The 17,606-nt window shown below is 38.1% G+C and carries 18 protein-coding genes; 3 read left to right on the top strand and 15 right to left on the bottom strand.

Going from position 1 to position 17,606, the window contains the following annotated elements:
• Positions 1–12 precede the first annotated feature (12 nt).
• From CEQ83_RS02720 to CEQ83_RS02710, 3 genes are all read right to left on the bottom strand, one after another.
• A complete protein-coding gene (locus CEQ83_RS02720) occupies positions 13–444 on the bottom strand; it encodes an Rrf2 family transcriptional regulator (RefSeq protein ID WP_013081642.1) in 432 nt (143 codons plus the stop codon).
• A gap of 66 nt (positions 445–510) precedes the next feature.
• Positions 511–840 carry an antibiotic biosynthesis monooxygenase family protein gene (locus tag CEQ83_RS02715; RefSeq protein WP_033580661.1) on the bottom strand — a complete coding sequence of 110 codons (330 nt, stop codon included), beginning with the start codon at positions 838–840 and terminating at the stop codon, positions 511–513.
• A gap of 126 nt (positions 841–966) precedes the next feature.
• Positions 967–2,376: a SpoVR family protein gene (locus CEQ83_RS02710; protein WP_014461707.1), complete on the bottom strand. Its 1,410-nt coding sequence runs from the start codon at positions 2,374–2,376 to the stop codon at positions 967–969.
• A 321-nt stretch (positions 2,377–2,697) separates the two neighbouring features.
• On the opposite strand from CEQ83_RS02710, the gene CEQ83_RS02705 reads away from it, so the two are divergent.
• Both CEQ83_RS02705 and CEQ83_RS02700 read left to right on the top strand, forming a co-directional pair.
• Positions 2,698–2,949: a YhdB family protein gene (locus CEQ83_RS02705; protein ID WP_013055267.1), complete on the top strand. Its 252-nt coding sequence runs from the start codon at positions 2,698–2,700 to the stop codon at positions 2,947–2,949.
• A 210-nt stretch (positions 2,950–3,159) separates the two neighbouring features.
• Positions 3,160–3,768: a biotin transporter BioY gene (locus tag CEQ83_RS02700; protein WP_014461709.1), complete on the top strand. Its 609-nt coding sequence runs from the start codon at positions 3,160–3,162 to the stop codon at positions 3,766–3,768.
• 34 nt (positions 3,769–3,802) lie between these two features.
• Here the strand turns inward: CEQ83_RS02700 and CEQ83_RS02695 are convergent, their stop codons facing one another.
• The 12 genes from CEQ83_RS02695 to CEQ83_RS02645 form a co-directional block, all read right to left on the bottom strand.
• Positions 3,803–5,557 carry a phospho-sugar mutase gene (locus CEQ83_RS02695; RefSeq protein ID WP_028412589.1) on the bottom strand — a complete coding sequence of 585 codons (1,755 nt, stop codon included), beginning with the start codon at positions 5,555–5,557 and terminating at the stop codon, positions 3,803–3,805.
• A 164-nt stretch (positions 5,558–5,721) separates the two neighbouring features.
• A complete protein-coding gene (locus CEQ83_RS02690; protein ID WP_028412590.1) occupies positions 5,722–7,401 on the bottom strand; it encodes a glycerol-3-phosphate dehydrogenase/oxidase in 1,680 nt (559 codons plus the stop codon).
• Between the two features lie 186 nt (positions 7,402–7,587).
• Positions 7,588–9,078 carry a glycerol kinase GlpK gene (glpK, locus tag CEQ83_RS02685; protein ID WP_098999428.1) on the bottom strand — a complete coding sequence of 497 codons (1,491 nt, stop codon included), beginning with the start codon at positions 9,076–9,078 and terminating at the stop codon, positions 7,588–7,590.
• 67 nt (positions 9,079–9,145) lie between these two features.
• On the bottom strand, positions 9,146–9,973 hold the full coding sequence (locus tag CEQ83_RS02680) for an MIP/aquaporin family protein (RefSeq protein WP_033580666.1): 828 nt from the start codon (positions 9,971–9,973) through the stop codon (positions 9,146–9,148).
• 177 nt (positions 9,974–10,150) lie between these two features.
• Positions 10,151–10,705 carry a glycerol-3-phosphate responsive antiterminator gene (locus CEQ83_RS02675; protein ID WP_033580667.1) on the bottom strand — a complete coding sequence of 185 codons (555 nt, stop codon included), beginning with the start codon at positions 10,703–10,705 and terminating at the stop codon, positions 10,151–10,153.
• 113 nt (positions 10,706–10,818) lie between these two features.
• On the bottom strand, positions 10,819–12,357 hold the full coding sequence (locus CEQ83_RS02670; RefSeq protein WP_013055260.1) for a carbon-nitrogen hydrolase family protein: 1,539 nt from the start codon (positions 12,355–12,357) through the stop codon (positions 10,819–10,821).
• Between the two features lie 71 nt (positions 12,358–12,428).
• A complete protein-coding gene (locus CEQ83_RS27330; RefSeq protein WP_165573913.1) occupies positions 12,429–12,569 on the bottom strand; it encodes a hypothetical protein in 141 nt (46 codons plus the stop codon).
• Between the two features lie 138 nt (positions 12,570–12,707).
• Positions 12,708–13,478, bottom strand: coding sequence for a L,D-transpeptidase (locus CEQ83_RS02665; protein ID WP_098999429.1), 771 nt, complete (start codon positions 13,476–13,478; stop codon positions 12,708–12,710).
• A 189-nt stretch (positions 13,479–13,667) separates the two neighbouring features.
• Positions 13,668–14,462: a SurA N-terminal domain-containing protein gene (locus CEQ83_RS02660; protein ID WP_033580669.1), complete on the bottom strand. Its 795-nt coding sequence runs from the start codon at positions 14,460–14,462 to the stop codon at positions 13,668–13,670.
• Between the two features lie 259 nt (positions 14,463–14,721).
• Positions 14,722–15,714 (bottom strand): Gfo/Idh/MocA family protein, encoded by a 993-nt coding sequence (locus CEQ83_RS02655; RefSeq protein WP_098999430.1) that lies wholly within the window; start codon positions 15,712–15,714, stop codon positions 14,722–14,724.
• Between the two features lie 168 nt (positions 15,715–15,882).
• Positions 15,883–16,110 (bottom strand): hypothetical protein, encoded by a 228-nt coding sequence (locus tag CEQ83_RS02650; RefSeq protein WP_047751692.1) that lies wholly within the window; start codon positions 16,108–16,110, stop codon positions 15,883–15,885.
• 30 nt (positions 16,111–16,140) lie between these two features.
• Complete coding sequence (locus CEQ83_RS02645; RefSeq protein WP_013081630.1) at positions 16,141–16,533, bottom strand: YhcU family protein; 393 nt, start codon at positions 16,531–16,533, stop codon at positions 16,141–16,143.
• Positions 16,534–16,688: 155 nt separating this feature from the next.
• On the opposite strand from CEQ83_RS02645, the gene CEQ83_RS02640 reads away from it, so the two are divergent.
• Positions 16,689–17,600, top strand: coding sequence for an RluA family pseudouridine synthase (locus CEQ83_RS02640; protein WP_028414321.1), 912 nt, complete (start codon positions 16,689–16,691; stop codon positions 17,598–17,600).
• The last annotated feature ends 6 nt before the right edge of the window (positions 17,601–17,606 follow it).

Raw genomic sequence — 17,606 nt, 5'->3', positions numbered from 1 at the left:
AGACGCATGTTATTATGCATCTATTTTTGCTATTAAATCCGTCACTAATTCTTTCATCGTCACATCGGCTAAGACTTGTTCCATGGCATCTTGAGAACGTTTTAAAATCAATTCAAGGACACTTTGAATATTGGCTCCTACAGGACACTCCACATTCGGATTTTCATGCATTTGAAACAATTCTCCTTCTTCCACAGCCGCTACCGCTCGATAAACGTCTAACAACGTTATCTCTTCTAAATCTTTCAATAGATAAGCTCCGCCAGCTCCGGCTTTTACGCCCACAAGTCCAGCTTTCTTTAACATCCCAATTACTCGTCTTATAACAACAGGATTTGTATTTACACTGCTAGCAATCCACTCTGAAGTACTAGGATGACTGCTATCTACTTTAATTAAAGACAGTATGTGAACGGCCACGGTGAATCGACTGCTAATTTTCATTACTCTCACTCCTATTTTGTTGTAATCATTATAGTTACAACATTTATGAAAGTCAAGCGTGCTTTTTTAGGAAAGAATGTCTTCTTCTACCGCCTCATAAAAACGCAGCGTTTTCTTGATTTCCATAGCTTCAGAAAATGCTTTCGTTTTCTTTTTATTCGCTTCTTTATGTTCATTCACATGTTCTTCTCTTGAAATCCAAGCTTGAAAGAACTGTTTTTCTTCCCACTTGGATACAAAGATATATTCGACTTTATCCGCGGAATCTTTTTTCCAGCATTCGAACGATAAATTTCCTTTGGCTTCCTCAATTTCTGTTTTGTTTTTCTTAGCTTTTTGCTTGAGCCGTTCTTCAAATTTCTTTTCCGTTTCAAAACTTGCGTTTACAACAAACATCTTATCTCCCTTTCTAAATGAAAATGATTCTCACCAAATTATTGCATAGTAATTTTATTTTTTCAATTTATATGGATAATAAAATTACAGAAGCACAAAAAGACCGCTGTTTAAGCGGTCTCCTTTTTATAAATGTTTTCGATGCACTGTCTTCCCATCATACGTGAAGGCAATTGGCTTGCCTTCCATCATCGTTTCTAAATGAACCGGTCGGCCCCAAAGCTGATGAACGTACGGTACCACTTTTTCTAAGTATTTAACATCTAATTCAATTCCTTCATACCAGTGTTTTAAATAGAGCTCTCCATTTTTTAAATAGTCTCCATTGGTTACTGTGATGTAAGGAAATCCTCCGTTTACGCGCATATTAACAAGCTGATCTCTAACTTCTGTCCACTCTTTATCGACGATTTTATAGTCTTTTCCTTGTTTTTGGAATAAGTACATATCCTCCCGCATAACTAAATCTTTTGTTAAGTAATTGCGGATAAAGGAAATATCTGATTCAACCTCACGTACCTCAAACATCTTCTCTCTTCCTGACCCGGGCTCGACGCCCCGGCGAATCATATCTTCGGTTGGATTGTTGTAGCGTTCTTCAATGTCTTCAAAGATTTTTAATCCCAAATAATATGGATTGATTCCCGTCTTGGACGGCTGCACAACCCCTGCATTTAGCTTCGCGAATTCTATCGCTTCATCACTCGTTAAGTCCATTTCTCGAATAATGCGTTGATGCCAGAAAGAAGCCCAGCCTTCATTCATAATTTTTGTTTCAAGCTGCGGCCAGAAATAAAGCATTTCTTCTCGCATCATCGTTAAAATATCCCGCTGCCAATCCTCTAAATAAGGACTGTATTCTTCAATAAATAATAAGATGTCTTTTTCAGGCTGAGGCGGAAATTTTTTAAAAGACTTTGGAGGTTTTGGTTTTTTCTTTTCTTTATAATCCAAATTCCATAAATCATCATAAGGAGAAATGATTTCTTCTTCCGATGATTCTACATCATCTATGCTCCAAGAAAGCTTGGCACGCATAAGAGACGGATCAATATGTTCCTGAATCGATAAGACAGCATCCAAAAACTTTTCTACTTCACGCTTACCGTGCTTTACTTCGTATTCTTTAATTCGATCAGCGGTCGCTGCCATACTTTCTACCATATCCCGTTTCGTGTTGGCAAAACGGCTGTTATTTTTAAAGAAGTCACAGTGAGCTAACACGTGAGCTACAATTAATTTATTTTGAATAAGCGCATTGGAATCCAATAAAAATGCATAACAAGGATCTGAATTGATAACTAATTCATAAATTTTACTCAATCCAAGATCGTAGTGTAATTTCATTTTGTAAAATTGTTTTCCAAAGCTCCAATGTGAAAAACGAGTTGGCATCCCATATGCACCAAACGTATAAATAATATCTGCCGGGCAAATTTCATAGCGCATCGGATAAAAATCCAGGCCGAAACCGCTAGCTATTTCCGTAATTTCATCAATCGCACGGTATAATTGCTTATAATCTGCTTCTTTCACGACAGCTCCCCCTTTCACTCCTTACTTCAATCTATGTACAAACATGTCAATTCATGTGTTTTCATCAAAAAGAAGCTTTATTTTTTCAAGAAAAGGGGATTTTTATTTAGTTGTCTTAAATAATGGATGTAATTTAAGTGTTACGCTGCATCATTCTTTGCCTTTCTTATCATTTAGCTGGTGCTGTACGTTTATTCTTCTTACATAATGACTACAACCTCTTTTAATTATGCACTGGTCTTTTGCCCAACATTTACAGCGTAAGAATTCCCGCAAATATCATACACTAATTTCAACTCCTCAAAAGGAGGAACGTTATTAATGGATGTAATTGATTATGATCGAGCTTTATATTACACACACCGTTCACAATGGGATAACTTATTAATTTTAATGGTTCGAACAGACGACGATTTTCTTTCAAAAAAGATTGAACATTTTTTGCACGCCTACAATTTTGAACGAAACTACCGCATCATTCAAGAAGAGCTCTATTCTTTACTACGCTACATTGATCATGCAACGGAATATTCGGAGCACAACCCGGAGCTTCTGGAAGAATCATTGTACTAGTATTTTTGATACACACACTTGGACAAAGAAGGGATGAATTCCCTTCTTTATTTTTTTATGTTGCACTAAAAATATGCATATTTTATTTCAAAAAACATCAAATAATATATGTAAACATATTTATTTTTATCGTTGACATAAAAGTGAATTCGACGTACAATCTTCAGTACATACGCTAAGATATTTCAGTACATACTGGGAGGAACATATATGAATACTAAAAGGTTTCGCACATTAGATTTAACATTAGCTGGTATGTTTGCAGCTCTTATGGCTATTGGTGCAAACATTACTTCTTGGGCACCTTTTTTACAAGTAGGCGGCGTGCCTCTTTCGCTTCAGCCTTTTTTTGTTATATTAGCAGGACTTTTACTTGGGAGCCGAATGGGTTCTATTTCGATGATTGTATATGTATTAATTGGCATTGCCGGCGCTCCGGTATTTGCTCAATTTAAAGCAGGAATTGGTATTTTATTTGGAAGCACCGGCGGCTTTTTGCTTTCTTATATTGTCGCTGCATTTATCACAGGAAAAATTATGGAAATGCGCGGCAAGCCGACTTTTTCTATCTTTTTAATTTCATCGCTAGTTGGTATTGCCGTTATTTATTTAATTGGTACTACGTATATGTATATAGCGGTTAACTACTGGCTTGAAGCTCCTGCAATGACATACGCAGCTGCTTGGAAGATTATGTCGTGGTTTGCCGTAAAGGATCTTATTTTCACTGTTCTTGGGGCTATGCTTGCTCCGAGAATTTATAAAGCCCTACGATCTTCTTCATATTTGTCAAATACGCAATCAAATAAAGTATCCTAAAAGAAGCCTGCTCAAGTTTGAGCAGGCTTTATTTTTATACCGTTTTCACTTTATCTAGTACATGCTCCACTTCACCCATTACAGCTGTTTGTACAGCTTCTAAATGGGCAATGCTCGTTGCTTCATCTTCTGACACGACGCCAAAATAGAACTTCACCTTTGGCTCTGTACCAGACGGACGAAGGCAGAACCAAGAACCGTCCTCTAAGATATATTTTAATACATTTGATTTTGGTAATGTAATCTCTTCTACTTTTCCTGCTTTAATATGCTGGCGCTCACTTAATGTATAATCCTCTACAACCGAAACATTTAACCCTGCAATGTCAGTAGGAGGCTCATTTCTAAATGTAGCCAAAATATGCTGAATTTGCTCAGATCCTTCTTTTCCTTTAAGCGTTAAAGATTTCAGACCTTCACGATAGAAACCATATTTAGTAAACACTTGCTGAAGCGCTTCATATAGCGTCATGCCCTGCTTTTTATAATAAGCACAAGCTTCTACCGCTAGAATGGCTGCTTGTACAGCGTCTTTGTCACGAGCAAAGTCACCAATTAAATAGCCGTAGCTTTCTTCATAGCCGAATTGGAATGTATACTCGCCCGTTTGCTCATATTGCTTAATTTTTTCACCGATAAATTTAAAACCTGTTAGAGTGTCAACAACTTGCAATCCAAATGAACGAGCAATTTGTGCGCCGATTTCTGACGTTACAATCGTTTTTAACACAACGCCATTAGCAGGCAGCACGCCTTTTTCTTTCTTTTGAGAAAGCAAATAGTGAAGCAATAAAGCACCGGTTTGGTTTCCTGTTAATAACGCATATTCGCCGCTTGGATCTTTGACAGCAATTCCTAAACGGTCTGCATCTGGATCCGTTGCGATTAAGATATCGGCATCAATTTCTTTTCCTTTACGAACAGCATATTCAAATGCAGCCGGCTCTTCAGGATTCGGAGATTTAACCGTCGAGAAATTCGGATCAGGAAGTTCTTGTTCTTCAATAACCGTAACATTTCCGTAACCGATGGATTGAAGCGCGTTGCGAACTGGCTTATTAGCTGTACCATGTAGAGGTGTAAAAACTACCTTTAAGTCTTTACCTATTTCAGAAGCTAGCTCTGGATTAATTAAGATCGTTTTTAGCTTCTCATTGTATGCTTCGTCAATCGCTGAACCAATCATTTCAATAACACCTTTTTCTTTTAGCTCCGCTTCAGATTGAACAGCTAATGTAAGTTCATTTTCCACAGCATTTACAAAGCCAACTAGTTCATCAGCTTCTTTTGGCGGCAGCTGACCACCGTCTGGACCATATACTTTGTATCCATTATATTCAGGAGGATTGTGGCTCGCTGTAATAACAATACCTCCAAATGCGTTTAACTCACGCACTGCAAATGAAAGTTCAGGTGTTGGTCTTAGCTCTTCAAATACATACGTTTTAATTCCGTGGCTTGCTAATGTTTTTGCTGCTTCCATCGCAAATTCAGGCGATTTGTGGCGAGAATCATATGCAATGACTACGCCTTGCTTGATAGCTTCTTCGCCAGCTTGTTTAATGTACTCAGCAAAGCCTTCAGAAGCTTTTCGGATTGTATATGTATTCATACGGTTTGTACCCGCTCCAATTTCTCCACGCATTCCGCCTGTTCCAAATTCCAATGTTTTGTAAAAACTATCTTCTAATTGTTTTTCATCACCTTTGATTGCATCCAAATTTTGACGTAATTCAGGATCTAAATTTGGGTGATTAATCCAAGATGTATACGTTTCTTTCCAACTCATAAAAAAAGCCCCCTTATATAAATGTAAATATGTATGAAAAGAGAAAAACGAGTAATCGTCTTTCTCTTTTTTTAACAGTCATATTATATTTCTTCGTCAAAATTTGACTTCCTGCTATTATATTATGGCTGTATTGACAAATTTTGAGGTACTTTTTTATTTTATCATGAAATACCTGTCATACGGTTAACTTTTTCATCTACTGGTACAACTGCGTCATGAAGGTGCTGTTCTAATTCATCCGTATAAGTTTTTGTTTGCTCAGGCGTCCACTTTAACTCTTCGGCCATATGAGCAATCACTTGTTTTTTCCAGCTTCTTACCCAGTTGATATCAAAGAATAAAGCGCCCGTACGTCGAATGAAGAAGTCCACTGGTTTCGAAACCATTTCTTCTTCGATACCATATTGAATTTGCAAAAATACACTAGCTGGAAGATCGCTGTTTTTTAGCTGATCCGGACGTTCAATCATGTAGCGGTATACTTTGTCTACGTTTGAGCCATAGCGTTTTACAAGCTTTTCAGCAGCGTCACGTGATAACCCTAGTTTGATGCCTTCTTTGACTTTTTGCTCTACAAACGTTGGGAACCCGCCTGAACCTCCTACATTACCTCCAGAAATCGGTAAATGTTTAGTTTGACAGCTTTCAAATTCGCGTCCTTCTGCTTTAAAATCTTCAGCTACGCGATTTACGACAATTTCAGCCATTTTACGGTACCCAGTTAATTTCCCTCCAGCGATTGTAATTAAACCTGATTCTGATGTCCAGATTTCATCTTTACGCGAAATTTCAGAAGGATCTTTTCCTTGTTCGTGAATAAGTGGACGAACACCCGCCCAGCTTGATTCTACGTCGTCTACTGTAATATCAACCGTTGGGAACATATAGTTAATTGCATCAACAACATATTGACGGTCTTTTACAGTCATACGCGGATGTCTAGCGTCTTCTTTATAGACCGTGTCTGTTGTGCCTACGTATGTTTTTCCATCACGCGGAATCGCAAATACCATACGTCCGTCAGGTGTATCAAAGTAAATGGCTTGTTTTAACGGAAAGCGCTCTTGATCAATAACTAAGTGAATTCCTTTTGTTAGTTGAAGCTGCTTGCCTTTTTTTGAATTATCTTTTTCACGCAGCGTGTCCACCCATGGACCTGCAGCGTTGACGATTTTTTTTGCATAGATATTATATTCTTTATTCGTAAGCTGATCGCGAACAACAGCCCCTACTACTTTTCCTTTATCGTAGATGAAGTTTTCCACTTTTGTGTAATTGACTAAATCTGCTCCTCTTGCAGCAGCTTCTTTAGCTACTTCAATCGTTAAACGTGCATCATCTGTTTTATATTCAACGTAGTAACCGCCGCCTTTTAACTCTTTAGATTTCACCAGTGGCTCGCGTCTAAGCGTTTCTTCTGCGCTAAACATTTTGCGGCGCTCTGCACGTTTTACCCCTGCTAAGAAATCATATACGCGCAGTCCAATTGAAGTTGAGAATTTCCCAAATGTTCCACCCGTATGGAAAGGTAACAGCATCCACTCCGGAGTCGTTACATGAGGGCCATTTTCATATACAATGGCACGTTCTTTACCAACTTCGGCTACCATTTTAACTTCAAACTGTTTTAAATAGCGTAGACCGCCGTGAACAAGCTTCGTTGAACGACTAGATGTTCCTGCTGCGAAATCCTGCATTTCAACTAATGCCGTTTTCATGCCTCGATGAGTCGCATCAAGTGCAATACCTGACCCAGTAATTCCCCCACCAATTACTAATAAATCATATTGATTTTGTGTCATGTCTACCAATTTATTCGAACGTGTTTGACTTGAAAACATACGTCATTCCCCTTTCATTTTTCAAAGATATCAAAATTTTCCAATATACAAAAAGAGAGACCACAAATCACATATATAGTATGCCTACATATGGATCTGTGGTCTCTCCGATTCTCCAACCAATTTATTAACTTGAATACATTATATCATACATGCGCTTTTAATTAAAGGATTTTCATCAAATAATTACTTAAAAGCCATTGTTGCATGTACGGCTTTTTTCCAGCCGCTATATAATTCTTCACGTTGTTCTTCTTCCATATTTGGTTCGAAAGATTTTTCCATATTCCACTGCTTCGCAATTTCATCACAATCTTTCCAGTAGCCGACCGCAAGACCCGCTAAATATGCTGCCCCAAGAGCGGTTGTTTCATTCACTTGAGGACGCTCAACAGGAACATTTAACACATCACTTTGGAACTGCATTAAGAAATTATTCTTAACTGCTCCTCCGTCTACACGCAATGTTTTTAATGTAATTCCAGAGTCTGCTTCCATCGCGCTTAATACGTCTCTTGTTTGATAAGCTAATGATTCAAGCGTTGCACGGATAAAGTGTTCTTTTTTTGTACCGCGAGTTAATCCAAACATCGCTCCACGTACATCGCTGTCCCAATAAGGTGTTCCAAGTCCTACGAAAGCTGGCACAATATATACGCCGTCTGTCGATTCTACTCTTGTTGCATAGTTTTCAGTTTCAGACGCATTTTTAAACATTCTTAAACCGTCGCGAAGCCACTGAATAGCAGATCCTGCTACAAAAATACTGCCTTCAAGCGCGTATTCTACTTTGCCGTTGATCCCCCATGCTAATGTAGTTAACAAACCGTGATCCGACTTAACTGCTTTTTCACCTGTATTCATGAGCATAAAGCAGCCTGTTCCATACGTGTTTTTCGCCATTCCTTTTTCATAGCACGCTTGTCCAAATAAAGCGGCTTGCTGATCTCCTGCTGCTCCCGCAATTGGAATGCTCTGACCGAAGAAGTGATAATCTACTGTATGAGCGTATACTTCAGAAGAAGGCTTTACTTCTGGAAGCATAGATTTCGGTACTCCTAAAATATCTAGCAGTTCATCATCCCATTTTAAATCGTAGATATTGAACATAAGCGTGCGAGAGGCATTTGAGTAATCCGTTACATGCGCTTTTCCGCCTGATAACTTCCAAATTAACCATGTATCGATTGTTCCGAACAACAATTCACCGTTTTCCGCTTTTTCTCGTGCACCTTCTACGTTATCTAAAATCCACTTTACTTTTGTTCCAGAGAAGTATGCGTCAATTAATAACCCCGTTTTGTCGCGGAACGTATCGTTTAATCCTTTTGCTTTTAACTCTTCACAAATACCAGACGTTTGTCGAGACTGCCATACGATAGCATTATACACGGGTTTTCCTGTTGCTTTTTCCCATACTACGGCTGTTTCACGCTGATTGGTAATCCCAATTGCTTCAATTTGGTCCGCGTGAACGCCTGACTCAGATAGACAAGATGCAATAACAGCAAGGATAGAACCCCAAATTTCACTTGCATTATGCTCTACCCAACCTGGTTTTGGAAAGTACTGTGTAAACTCTTTTTGAGCTACATGCACAACTTCACCTTTTTTATTAAATAACATTGCTCGTGAGCTCGTTGTTCCTTGGTCTAAAGATAAAATAAATTTTTCCATATCAATATCCCCTATTCTCTGTATAGTGTCGTTTCTTTATTGTACATAGTTAGATGGTAAAGCGCATTCATTTTTTCGGTACTACTGCTGATTGAATTTGCGCTGCTTTTTGTTTAGAAACCGCGTAGATAACCGCTAAAACAATCACTGCAATACTTAAGACAATCCATAAGCTGTTAGACATTTTATTTAAGAATGCTGCTTGATAAAAGACTGCGCCAATTGATCCGCCTAATAGAGGCCCCACTACTGGCACCCAAGCATATTTCCAGTTCGAGCTGCCTTTACCCGGTATCGGCAAGATAGCATGAGCAATACGAGGTCCTAAATCACGAGCAGGGTTGATAGCATACCCCGTTGTTCCTCCTAATGATAAACCAATACTTACGATTAAAAATCCTACTACTAAAGGATTTAATCCATCTGTAAATTTATTTGCTCCAATTGCTAAAATTCCTACTACTAATACAAATGTTCCAATCGCCTCACTTAAAACGTTTGCAAATGGGTTCGCAATTGCTGGCCCCGTTGCAAATACGCCTAGTTTTGTACCAGCATCTTTTGTTTCTTTCCAGTGTGGAAGATAGTGTAAATAAACAACTGTTGCACCAAGAATCGCTCCAATAAACTGAGCTAAAATGTACATCGGTACTTGCGACCATGGAAAATCACCTGTAATAGCAAGCGCTACTGTTAGCGCTGGGTTTAAGTGTGCTCCACTCATATTACCAACCGCATATGCTGCCATGGCTACTGCCATTCCCCACCCCATTGTGATAACGATCCATCCTGAATTAGCAGCAAACGATTTTTTTAAATTGACGCCCGCACATACACCAGCGCCAAGGATAATTAGTATCATTGTTCCAATTACTTCTCCTAAAAATGCTTGCATATAAATACCTCCCCTTTGTATAAACACGGTTAACATTACAAGAAAATAAGAAAATCCACCATACATCCCCCTAATAAAATCATTAAAAGGCTATACCGTGGATCTCCTATTCTCCCTCACAACTATTAACTTATCTAGAAGTTTACTAGATGATGAAAGCGTTGTCAAACAGTTTTTTTAAGTTGAAATACTCCACAGTTCTCTATTTGATGTTGTAACAGCAGAAGCCCCAGCTCCTAAAGCATTACGAACTTCTTCTTCGGTTCGTATTAAACCTCCGGCTAACACTGGAATGCCTGTTTCAGCTTTGACTTCTTGGATTAAAGTGGGCACAATTCCAGGAAGAAGCTCAATATAATCGGGTTTTACTTTCTTCATTAACTCGTAGCTTTTCTTCAAAGCCGTGCTGTCTAATAAAAAGACCCGTTGAATGGCATAGATTCCTCTTTGTTTAGCTTTTAAAATGACGTTTGTTCTTGTCGAAATAATCCCCGCAGGCTTAAACTCCTGACACAAAAAATCAACCGCATACTCATCGTGCTTTAAGCCATGAATTAAGTCTAAATGAATGATTAGCTTTTTTTCATGCTTATGAACCTCTCTCATAATTCCTTTTAGCATGCCCACTTGATTGTCTAAAAGAACTCCGTACTCGTAATTGCTTACTAAAAAATTTTCCAATTGCTTCATATCTCGAACAGCGGGTAATACCGATTGTCCATGAAAACTCATGTTTTCCCCTCTTTTCCATGGTTAGTCCACAAAATTCATTGTAATAGTTTTTATTATGGCAAAAGTTGAAATAAAAAACACCATGCATTTGCATGATGTTTTTAGAAACTGCGTTATTTTTTATATTTAATATTGTAAACGTCATGGCGTCGATCTTTTAATTGACGAACCGTTCCTGATTGACGCTGGCGACGAAGAATTTCTAAATCTACATCTCCAATAACCACCATTTCAATATTAGGGTTACATTCTCCTACAATACCGTCTCGTGCAAATTCAAAGTCAGACGGTGCAAAAATAGCAGACTGAGCGTACTGAATATCCATATTTTCTGTTTCAGGCAGATTTCCAACCGTACCTGCGATAACCGTATAAATTTGGTTTTCGATCGCACGAGCCTGAGAGCAGTATCTTACGCGCAGATAGCCTTGACGATCTTCCGTACAGAATGGTGTAAAAATAATATTTGCACCTTTATCTGTAGCAATACGAGCAAGCTCCGGAAATTCAATGTCATAGCAAATTTGGATCGCAATTTTCCCGCAATCTGTATCAAACACTTCAACTTTATCTCCTGGGCTAATTCCCCACCATTTTCTTTCATTAGGTGTAATATGCACTTTGTACTGCTTTTCAATTGTTCCATCTCGGCGGAATAGATAGGCAATATTAAAGATATCTCCATTATCTTCTTCGACGAAGTGGGATCCTCCAATAATATTTACGTTATATTTAACCGCTAAGTTAGTAAATAACTCAATGTACTCTTCCGTATATTCTGCTACGCGCTGAACCGCTTTGCTTGGAATTTTTTCATTCAAGAAAGACATGAGCTGAGTTGTGAAAATTTCCGGGAATACGCAGAAGTCGGCTTTTGCATCATAAGCAACATCTGTATAATATTCTACCTGTGTTGCAAACTCTTCAAATGAATTGATCTGTTTCATCATATACTGAACAACACAAATACGCACTGGGAATGATGTTTTAAAATGGCGTTTTGAACGGCGAACATAATCTACGTTGTTCCATTCCATCAGCGTTGCATACTTATTAGAAGCTAGGTCATCAGGAAGATAACCAGGGTTTATACGCATAAGCGTAAATCCGTTCATTAGCTGAAAAGATAGTACTGGATCATAAATTTTATGATGAATAACTTGCTCTACATACTCTCTAGGCGACATTTCAGCTGAATGCTTATGGTAATTAGGAATTCTTCCTCCGATGATGATACTTTTAAGGTTCAATTCACGTGCTAAATCTTTACGCGCTTCATATAAGCGGCGTCCTATTTTCATGCCGCGATACTTTGGATGAACCATTACTTCAATTCCATACAGATTGTAGCCTTCCGGGTTATGATTTGTAATGTATCCTTCGTCTGTAATATCGTCCCACGTATGCTGATCATCGTACTCATCAAAGTTCACAATCAAGCTGGAACAAGATCCGATAATTTCCCCGTCGTACTCTGCACATATTTGTCCTTCTGGAAAAATGGCCAGATGACTTTCAAGCTGTTCTTTTTTCCACGGATCCATTCCGGGGAATGATAGCTTTTGAAGTGCTAAGATTTCATCTATATCGTCCGGTTTGATGTTACGAATAATCATTTTTTTCTCGAATTTTGATAAGTCTATTGTAGACATACGCTCAAACAACCCTTTCTCTCTCTTCATTAGGCAATTAGTTTCCCTGTTTTTTATTATAATAAACATTATTAAAAATTCAAAAAATGAGGGTGAGACATAACGAAATAAATCCAATCTAAAGACGAACAAATGGATACATTAGCTTGTGACACCACTGTTGACTTCCGTGCAAGACTTCGCTTTCCGCGGGCTGCCGCAGGAGTCTTCATCCTCCCATCAACTGCTAGAAGGAACGAAACAGATGAAACCTGCGTTCACCATAATAAAAAAACGAACCAAGAATCAAAATTCTGATCAATGGTTCGTTTTTCACTTAGGCTAAAATACTTTTGTCCCAGCCTCATTTTCTATTTGCAAATATCTAATTTTATGGATGTTTTTTTATTAGGGTAATTTTCAATAAATCCTGGTCCTAAAGAGACTTTAATGCCATCTATTTTATATACATTGTAACGTTCACCGCGATTTAACGTACGAATCTTTACCCATTTTCCTTGTTCTTCTTTTAACAAAACCATCGGTGATTGAATCGTTACAAAACCAATTTGGCCTTTTGAGAGCTTTTTCGTTTTACAAAGATTCTGGGCAACTGGAGTACTGCTTATTTTGTATTTGTTTTTAATAGCGATTGAATCAAAACTTTGAGAATGAAATTGACCAATAACCACTTTTGTACCGGTTTGAACGCGGTCAAACAGCCAGCGTACCTCTTCATCATACATACGAATGCACCCTGAACTTGCGTAGGTTCCGATAGAACTTGGATTATTATTTCCATGAATAGCGTACGTGGTCCCATACGTTCCGCGCGCATTTAATCCTAGCCAGCGATCACCTAGTGGATTCCTAGGATCTCCTCCGCGAATGTTGTCTTTATAATAAGGCCGGTTTTTAATTTTATTCACAATGCTAAAAGTACCCTCTGGTGTATAACTCATCTGCCTCCCTGTCGCAACTTTGAACGTCTTTACTAATTTTCCTCCATTATAAAAAGCAAGGGTGTTAGTAGATTTATTAATGATAATAAGTTGATTTGACGCCGCAGAAGCATTGCCTGTCAGACCCATCCCTGCGAGTAAAAAAACAAGCCCAACAAAAAAAACAGCCACCTTTTTCATTTATCGACTCCCCCAATTTCTCTTATATCTATATAAGGAAAGTATAGGATGAAAGGCAAACCATCAGAACACTTTTTACCTTATAAGTCAAAATACATTAAAATCTTTCACGCACCCCTTTTTACTGACAAGAAGCAATAAATGTACATAACAAAAAAACGGCCCTTTAAAGGGCCGTTTCATTTGTATTTAAAGCTTCACTTCAACTTTTGCATTTTTCTTAAGTTCTTCAACTTTTTTCTGTAATGCTTCTTGTTTCTTTTGTTGTTCAAGCTGCTGCTTAATTTGAGGCTTTACGTCTTCAAGCTTTGGCATTTGAGATTGTTCTTTACTGCCGCTTGCTTGACTTTGGCTTTGTTTTGCAAATTGATCGTAATAATCTTGAATTTCCTTATCTGTTACTTCAGGTGTTTGGATATCTTTATCTACGTACTGCTGATATTTAATGCTGTCAGCCAGCTCAGACTTTAATTGTGATTGAGTGATTCCTGCATCTTTTAAAGCCGCTTTGAACTGTTTATCTGTTTTGAACTGCTTTTTCGTTTCTTTTAACTTTTTATTTACTTCTTCATCAGTTGCTTTATAGCCTTTGTTTTCAGCTTCTTGCAATAGCAGCGTTTGACCTACTAAATTGTCAATTGTTTGCTGCTTTACTTGTTTAGCTGCTTCTTTAGAAGTTGGGTCTTGTCCCATTTGTTGGTACTGATTTTGTGATGTAGCCAGGGCTGCATTATATTCTTCACCCGAAACTTTTTTACCGTTTACAACTGCTACGGTTTTCTTTTCATCTACTTTTTGTTTATCTAATTTCTTCTGCATTTCTTTTGCTTGCTTTTCCTGCTTTTCCTGAGCCTCTTTTTGCTTCTCAGTTTGTGCAGTTTTTTGATCATCGTTCTTTGATTGCTTTGCATCATCGTTTGAACCACAAGCTGTTAAAGCTGCAGCAATTAACCCAATGAGCAATGTATACATCAGTTTTCTCATGATTAATCTCCTTTCATAATCCCAAACGATTATTAGCTATTCGAAAAAATCATCTAGGGGGCATTGTATATGATATAGGCGTAAAAAGAAACCATTTAGGCTAATTTTAAACATATGTAATAAGATTGAAACGTTTTGTAATCTTATGAAAGGTAAATGCTTTCGTTTATACGACCTGTCTAATCATAACATTATTTAGTATGATTTACATAATTTACAGTAAGCTATTCATCGTACATTCTTTTCTTTAAAGCTTTCTTTACATTAAAGATGACAGTATTTGATCACATAATCTCATCGTTTTTACATTGTCGCTCCCACTGGAAAGAGGTTCTTGGTCATTTGTACAACACTCAATAAAATGAGCCATCTCTCCAACAAAACCACGAAGGTAAAGATCTCGGTAAGCTCCCGACATCGGTGAAGCAGAAGGTGTAAACACACGATCGTTTTCTTTTAATGATTTCCACGGTAATTCATCAAAAGTCTGGGATTCGTGAATAGTTAATGAATTTATTTCGTCAACAAAAGCAAAGCCATCGTCAAATGGCACTAATAAGTTTTCACTTTCTCGAGACCATGCTGTCATGCCAGTAAAATACAGGCTCTCTACAGTGCCATTGTCAAACTTCAGCGAAATACTATTTGAAATATATTCACCATGATTATTTCTGAACCCTGTCACGTGAACGACTTCGCCGAACAAGTGACGGACGAGATCAACAATATGTATGGCAGCAAGCTTCATAAACTGCTCTTCATCTTTACAAAAAGTGGTACTGTCTACAGCAAATCTTGCTTGAAATGAACGGACACTTCCTAGGCTACCTTCTTCAATTAATTCTTTTAACTTCATATAACAAGGCGCATAGCGCTTCATAAAACCTACCATAACTTTTACGCCAGCTTGCTTAGCAGCATCTGAAATCTCTTTTGCTTCTCTTTTATTCATCCCCAAAGGCTTGTCCACATAAACATTTTGTCCTGCTCGAATGCAATCCAGCACCAAAGCAGGATGATCTTCAGGCTGTGCCACAACCACTACTCCATCGCACTTTTCTTGCTTTAGCATTTTCTTATAATCATCGTACGGCGTACCGCTGCTCCCAAATCGTTGAAGAGCAGTTTTTGATCTTTCGATACTGCGTGTGGAAATTGCTTTAATTTCTGCTCCCGCTTCAATAACAGAGGGGTAAATGTTCGTTGATGCGTGAAAGCCTGCACCAATAAAACATAATTTTGCTTTTGTCATGTTTTCGCTCCTATTTATTTTTTGATGGATTTATACAAGTTTGACCATATCACAAGCTCTTTTTGAATGTCCAATAGAAGTCTGAAATATATGATTAAAAAGAGGCCGGTACAGAACTAAATGAATCCAACCTAAAGACGAACAAATGAGATACATGAACTGAACCGCTTATGACACCGCCGTTGATTTCCATGCAAGGCTTCGCTTTCCGCGGGCGGGCGCTGAGCCTCCTCGTCGCTTGCGCTCCTGCGGGGTCTCATCTGTCCCGCTTTTTCCGCAGGAGTCTTCGCCTTGCCCTTCAATCAACTGCTGGAAGGACGAAACAGATGAAGTTGTATTCACCATAAAAAAAACGAACCACTCATCAAACTTGCTGATCAATAGTTCGTTTTTCACTTAGGCTAAAATACTTTTCTCCCAGCCTCTTTAATTTATGTATGAATTATAAAACGATTCATACGAATACGTAATCAAATTGTTTTCTTTTGCAAAACACTCAATGGAAACAGGAAATAAGAACCCGTATTTTTTTAAAATTGCAATATTTTTTTCGAATTGCTCGCAGTCGCTTTCTTCAATCGGCCGATGTTGAATCGCTTCAATCACGGCAATTATTGTCTGAAGGCTACTAATGACTTGCAATGCTTCATCGAGTAAGCCATTATATAAATGGTCTGTACAATAATCTGGATTTAATAATTCATCAGGATTAAGCTTATCTACAGATACATACCGAGGTAACAAGTCATAGCGAAGCTGTTCAGTCAACTCTTCTATGTAATTCTCCATTTCTGGCGGAGCTGCTTGGGCAATTTTCATGGTTACCCCCCCTTTTTTCTCTTAACTTATGTCTCTTTATTTAGCATAACATAAACATAAAACGAGAACTTCAGGTAGTTATTTCCTCCTAATTATTTACAAGTTCTTTTTAAAGATTAAAGGATATTTACTAGTATGTAAGGAAGGGATTAAATATGAGTATACACGGCCAATGGCTAGAAGATAAAATCGCAAAAAATGATGCAGGGCAAACAATTGAAGATTATTTAAAAACGAAATGGCGTATTCCCAAAAAAACGTTGCATCAGTTTCGGATGAATAAAAATGTGCTTATAAACGGTGAGCCTTTACCATGGAGGAATACTCTTAAGGAAAATGATAGAGTATCACTCCCTTTTTTTGAAGCAGAACCTAATGAAATAACACCTTACCATGTTAATATAGAGATTTTGTTTGAAGATGAACACGTGCTAATCGTAAACAAACCAATAAACCTAAATACTCATCCTTCATCAGAGCAGGACCAAAAAACTCTTTTAAATGCTGTAGCTGCTTATTTTCAAAAAATAGGCCTCAAAACAAAACCTAGACACGTTCACCGTTTGGACAGCGATACATCAGGTGCTATCTTATTCACGAAGCATTTTGTAGCAAGCTCTGTGTTTGACCAGCTGCTGGCTGAACGTAAAATTAACCGGACTTATGTTGCTCTTGTCCAAGGACTCATGAAACAAGAGCAAGGAATCGTTAATGAACCTATTGGACGCGATCGCCATCACGCTACGAGAAGAAGAGTATCTAGAACGGGACAAGCTGCCAAAACATCTTATCGCGTGTTAAAGCGCAATATGGCAAAAAATGAAACGCTTATTGAACTTTCGCTCGAGACCGGACGCACTCACCAAATACGTGTTCATATGAGTCACATCGGCCATCCATTACTTGGTGATACGCTTTATGGCGGAAAGAGATTAAAAGATCAGCAGCAAGCTTTACATGCCATTAAGCTTTCTTTTATACACCCGTTTACACATCAGCGCGTGTCAGCTGTTGCACCTCCAGATCAGCAGGTTTTTTTACCGTACAGCAACTTGTTTTCCTATTAAATAAAA

The sequence above is a fragment of the Priestia megaterium genome (assembly GCF_009497655.1).
GTDB lineage: Bacteria > Bacillota > Bacilli > Bacillales > Bacillaceae_H > Priestia > Priestia zanthoxyli.
The sequence above is the reverse complement of the archived record's forward strand: the minus strand, read 5'-3'. Positions and strand labels throughout refer to the sequence as shown.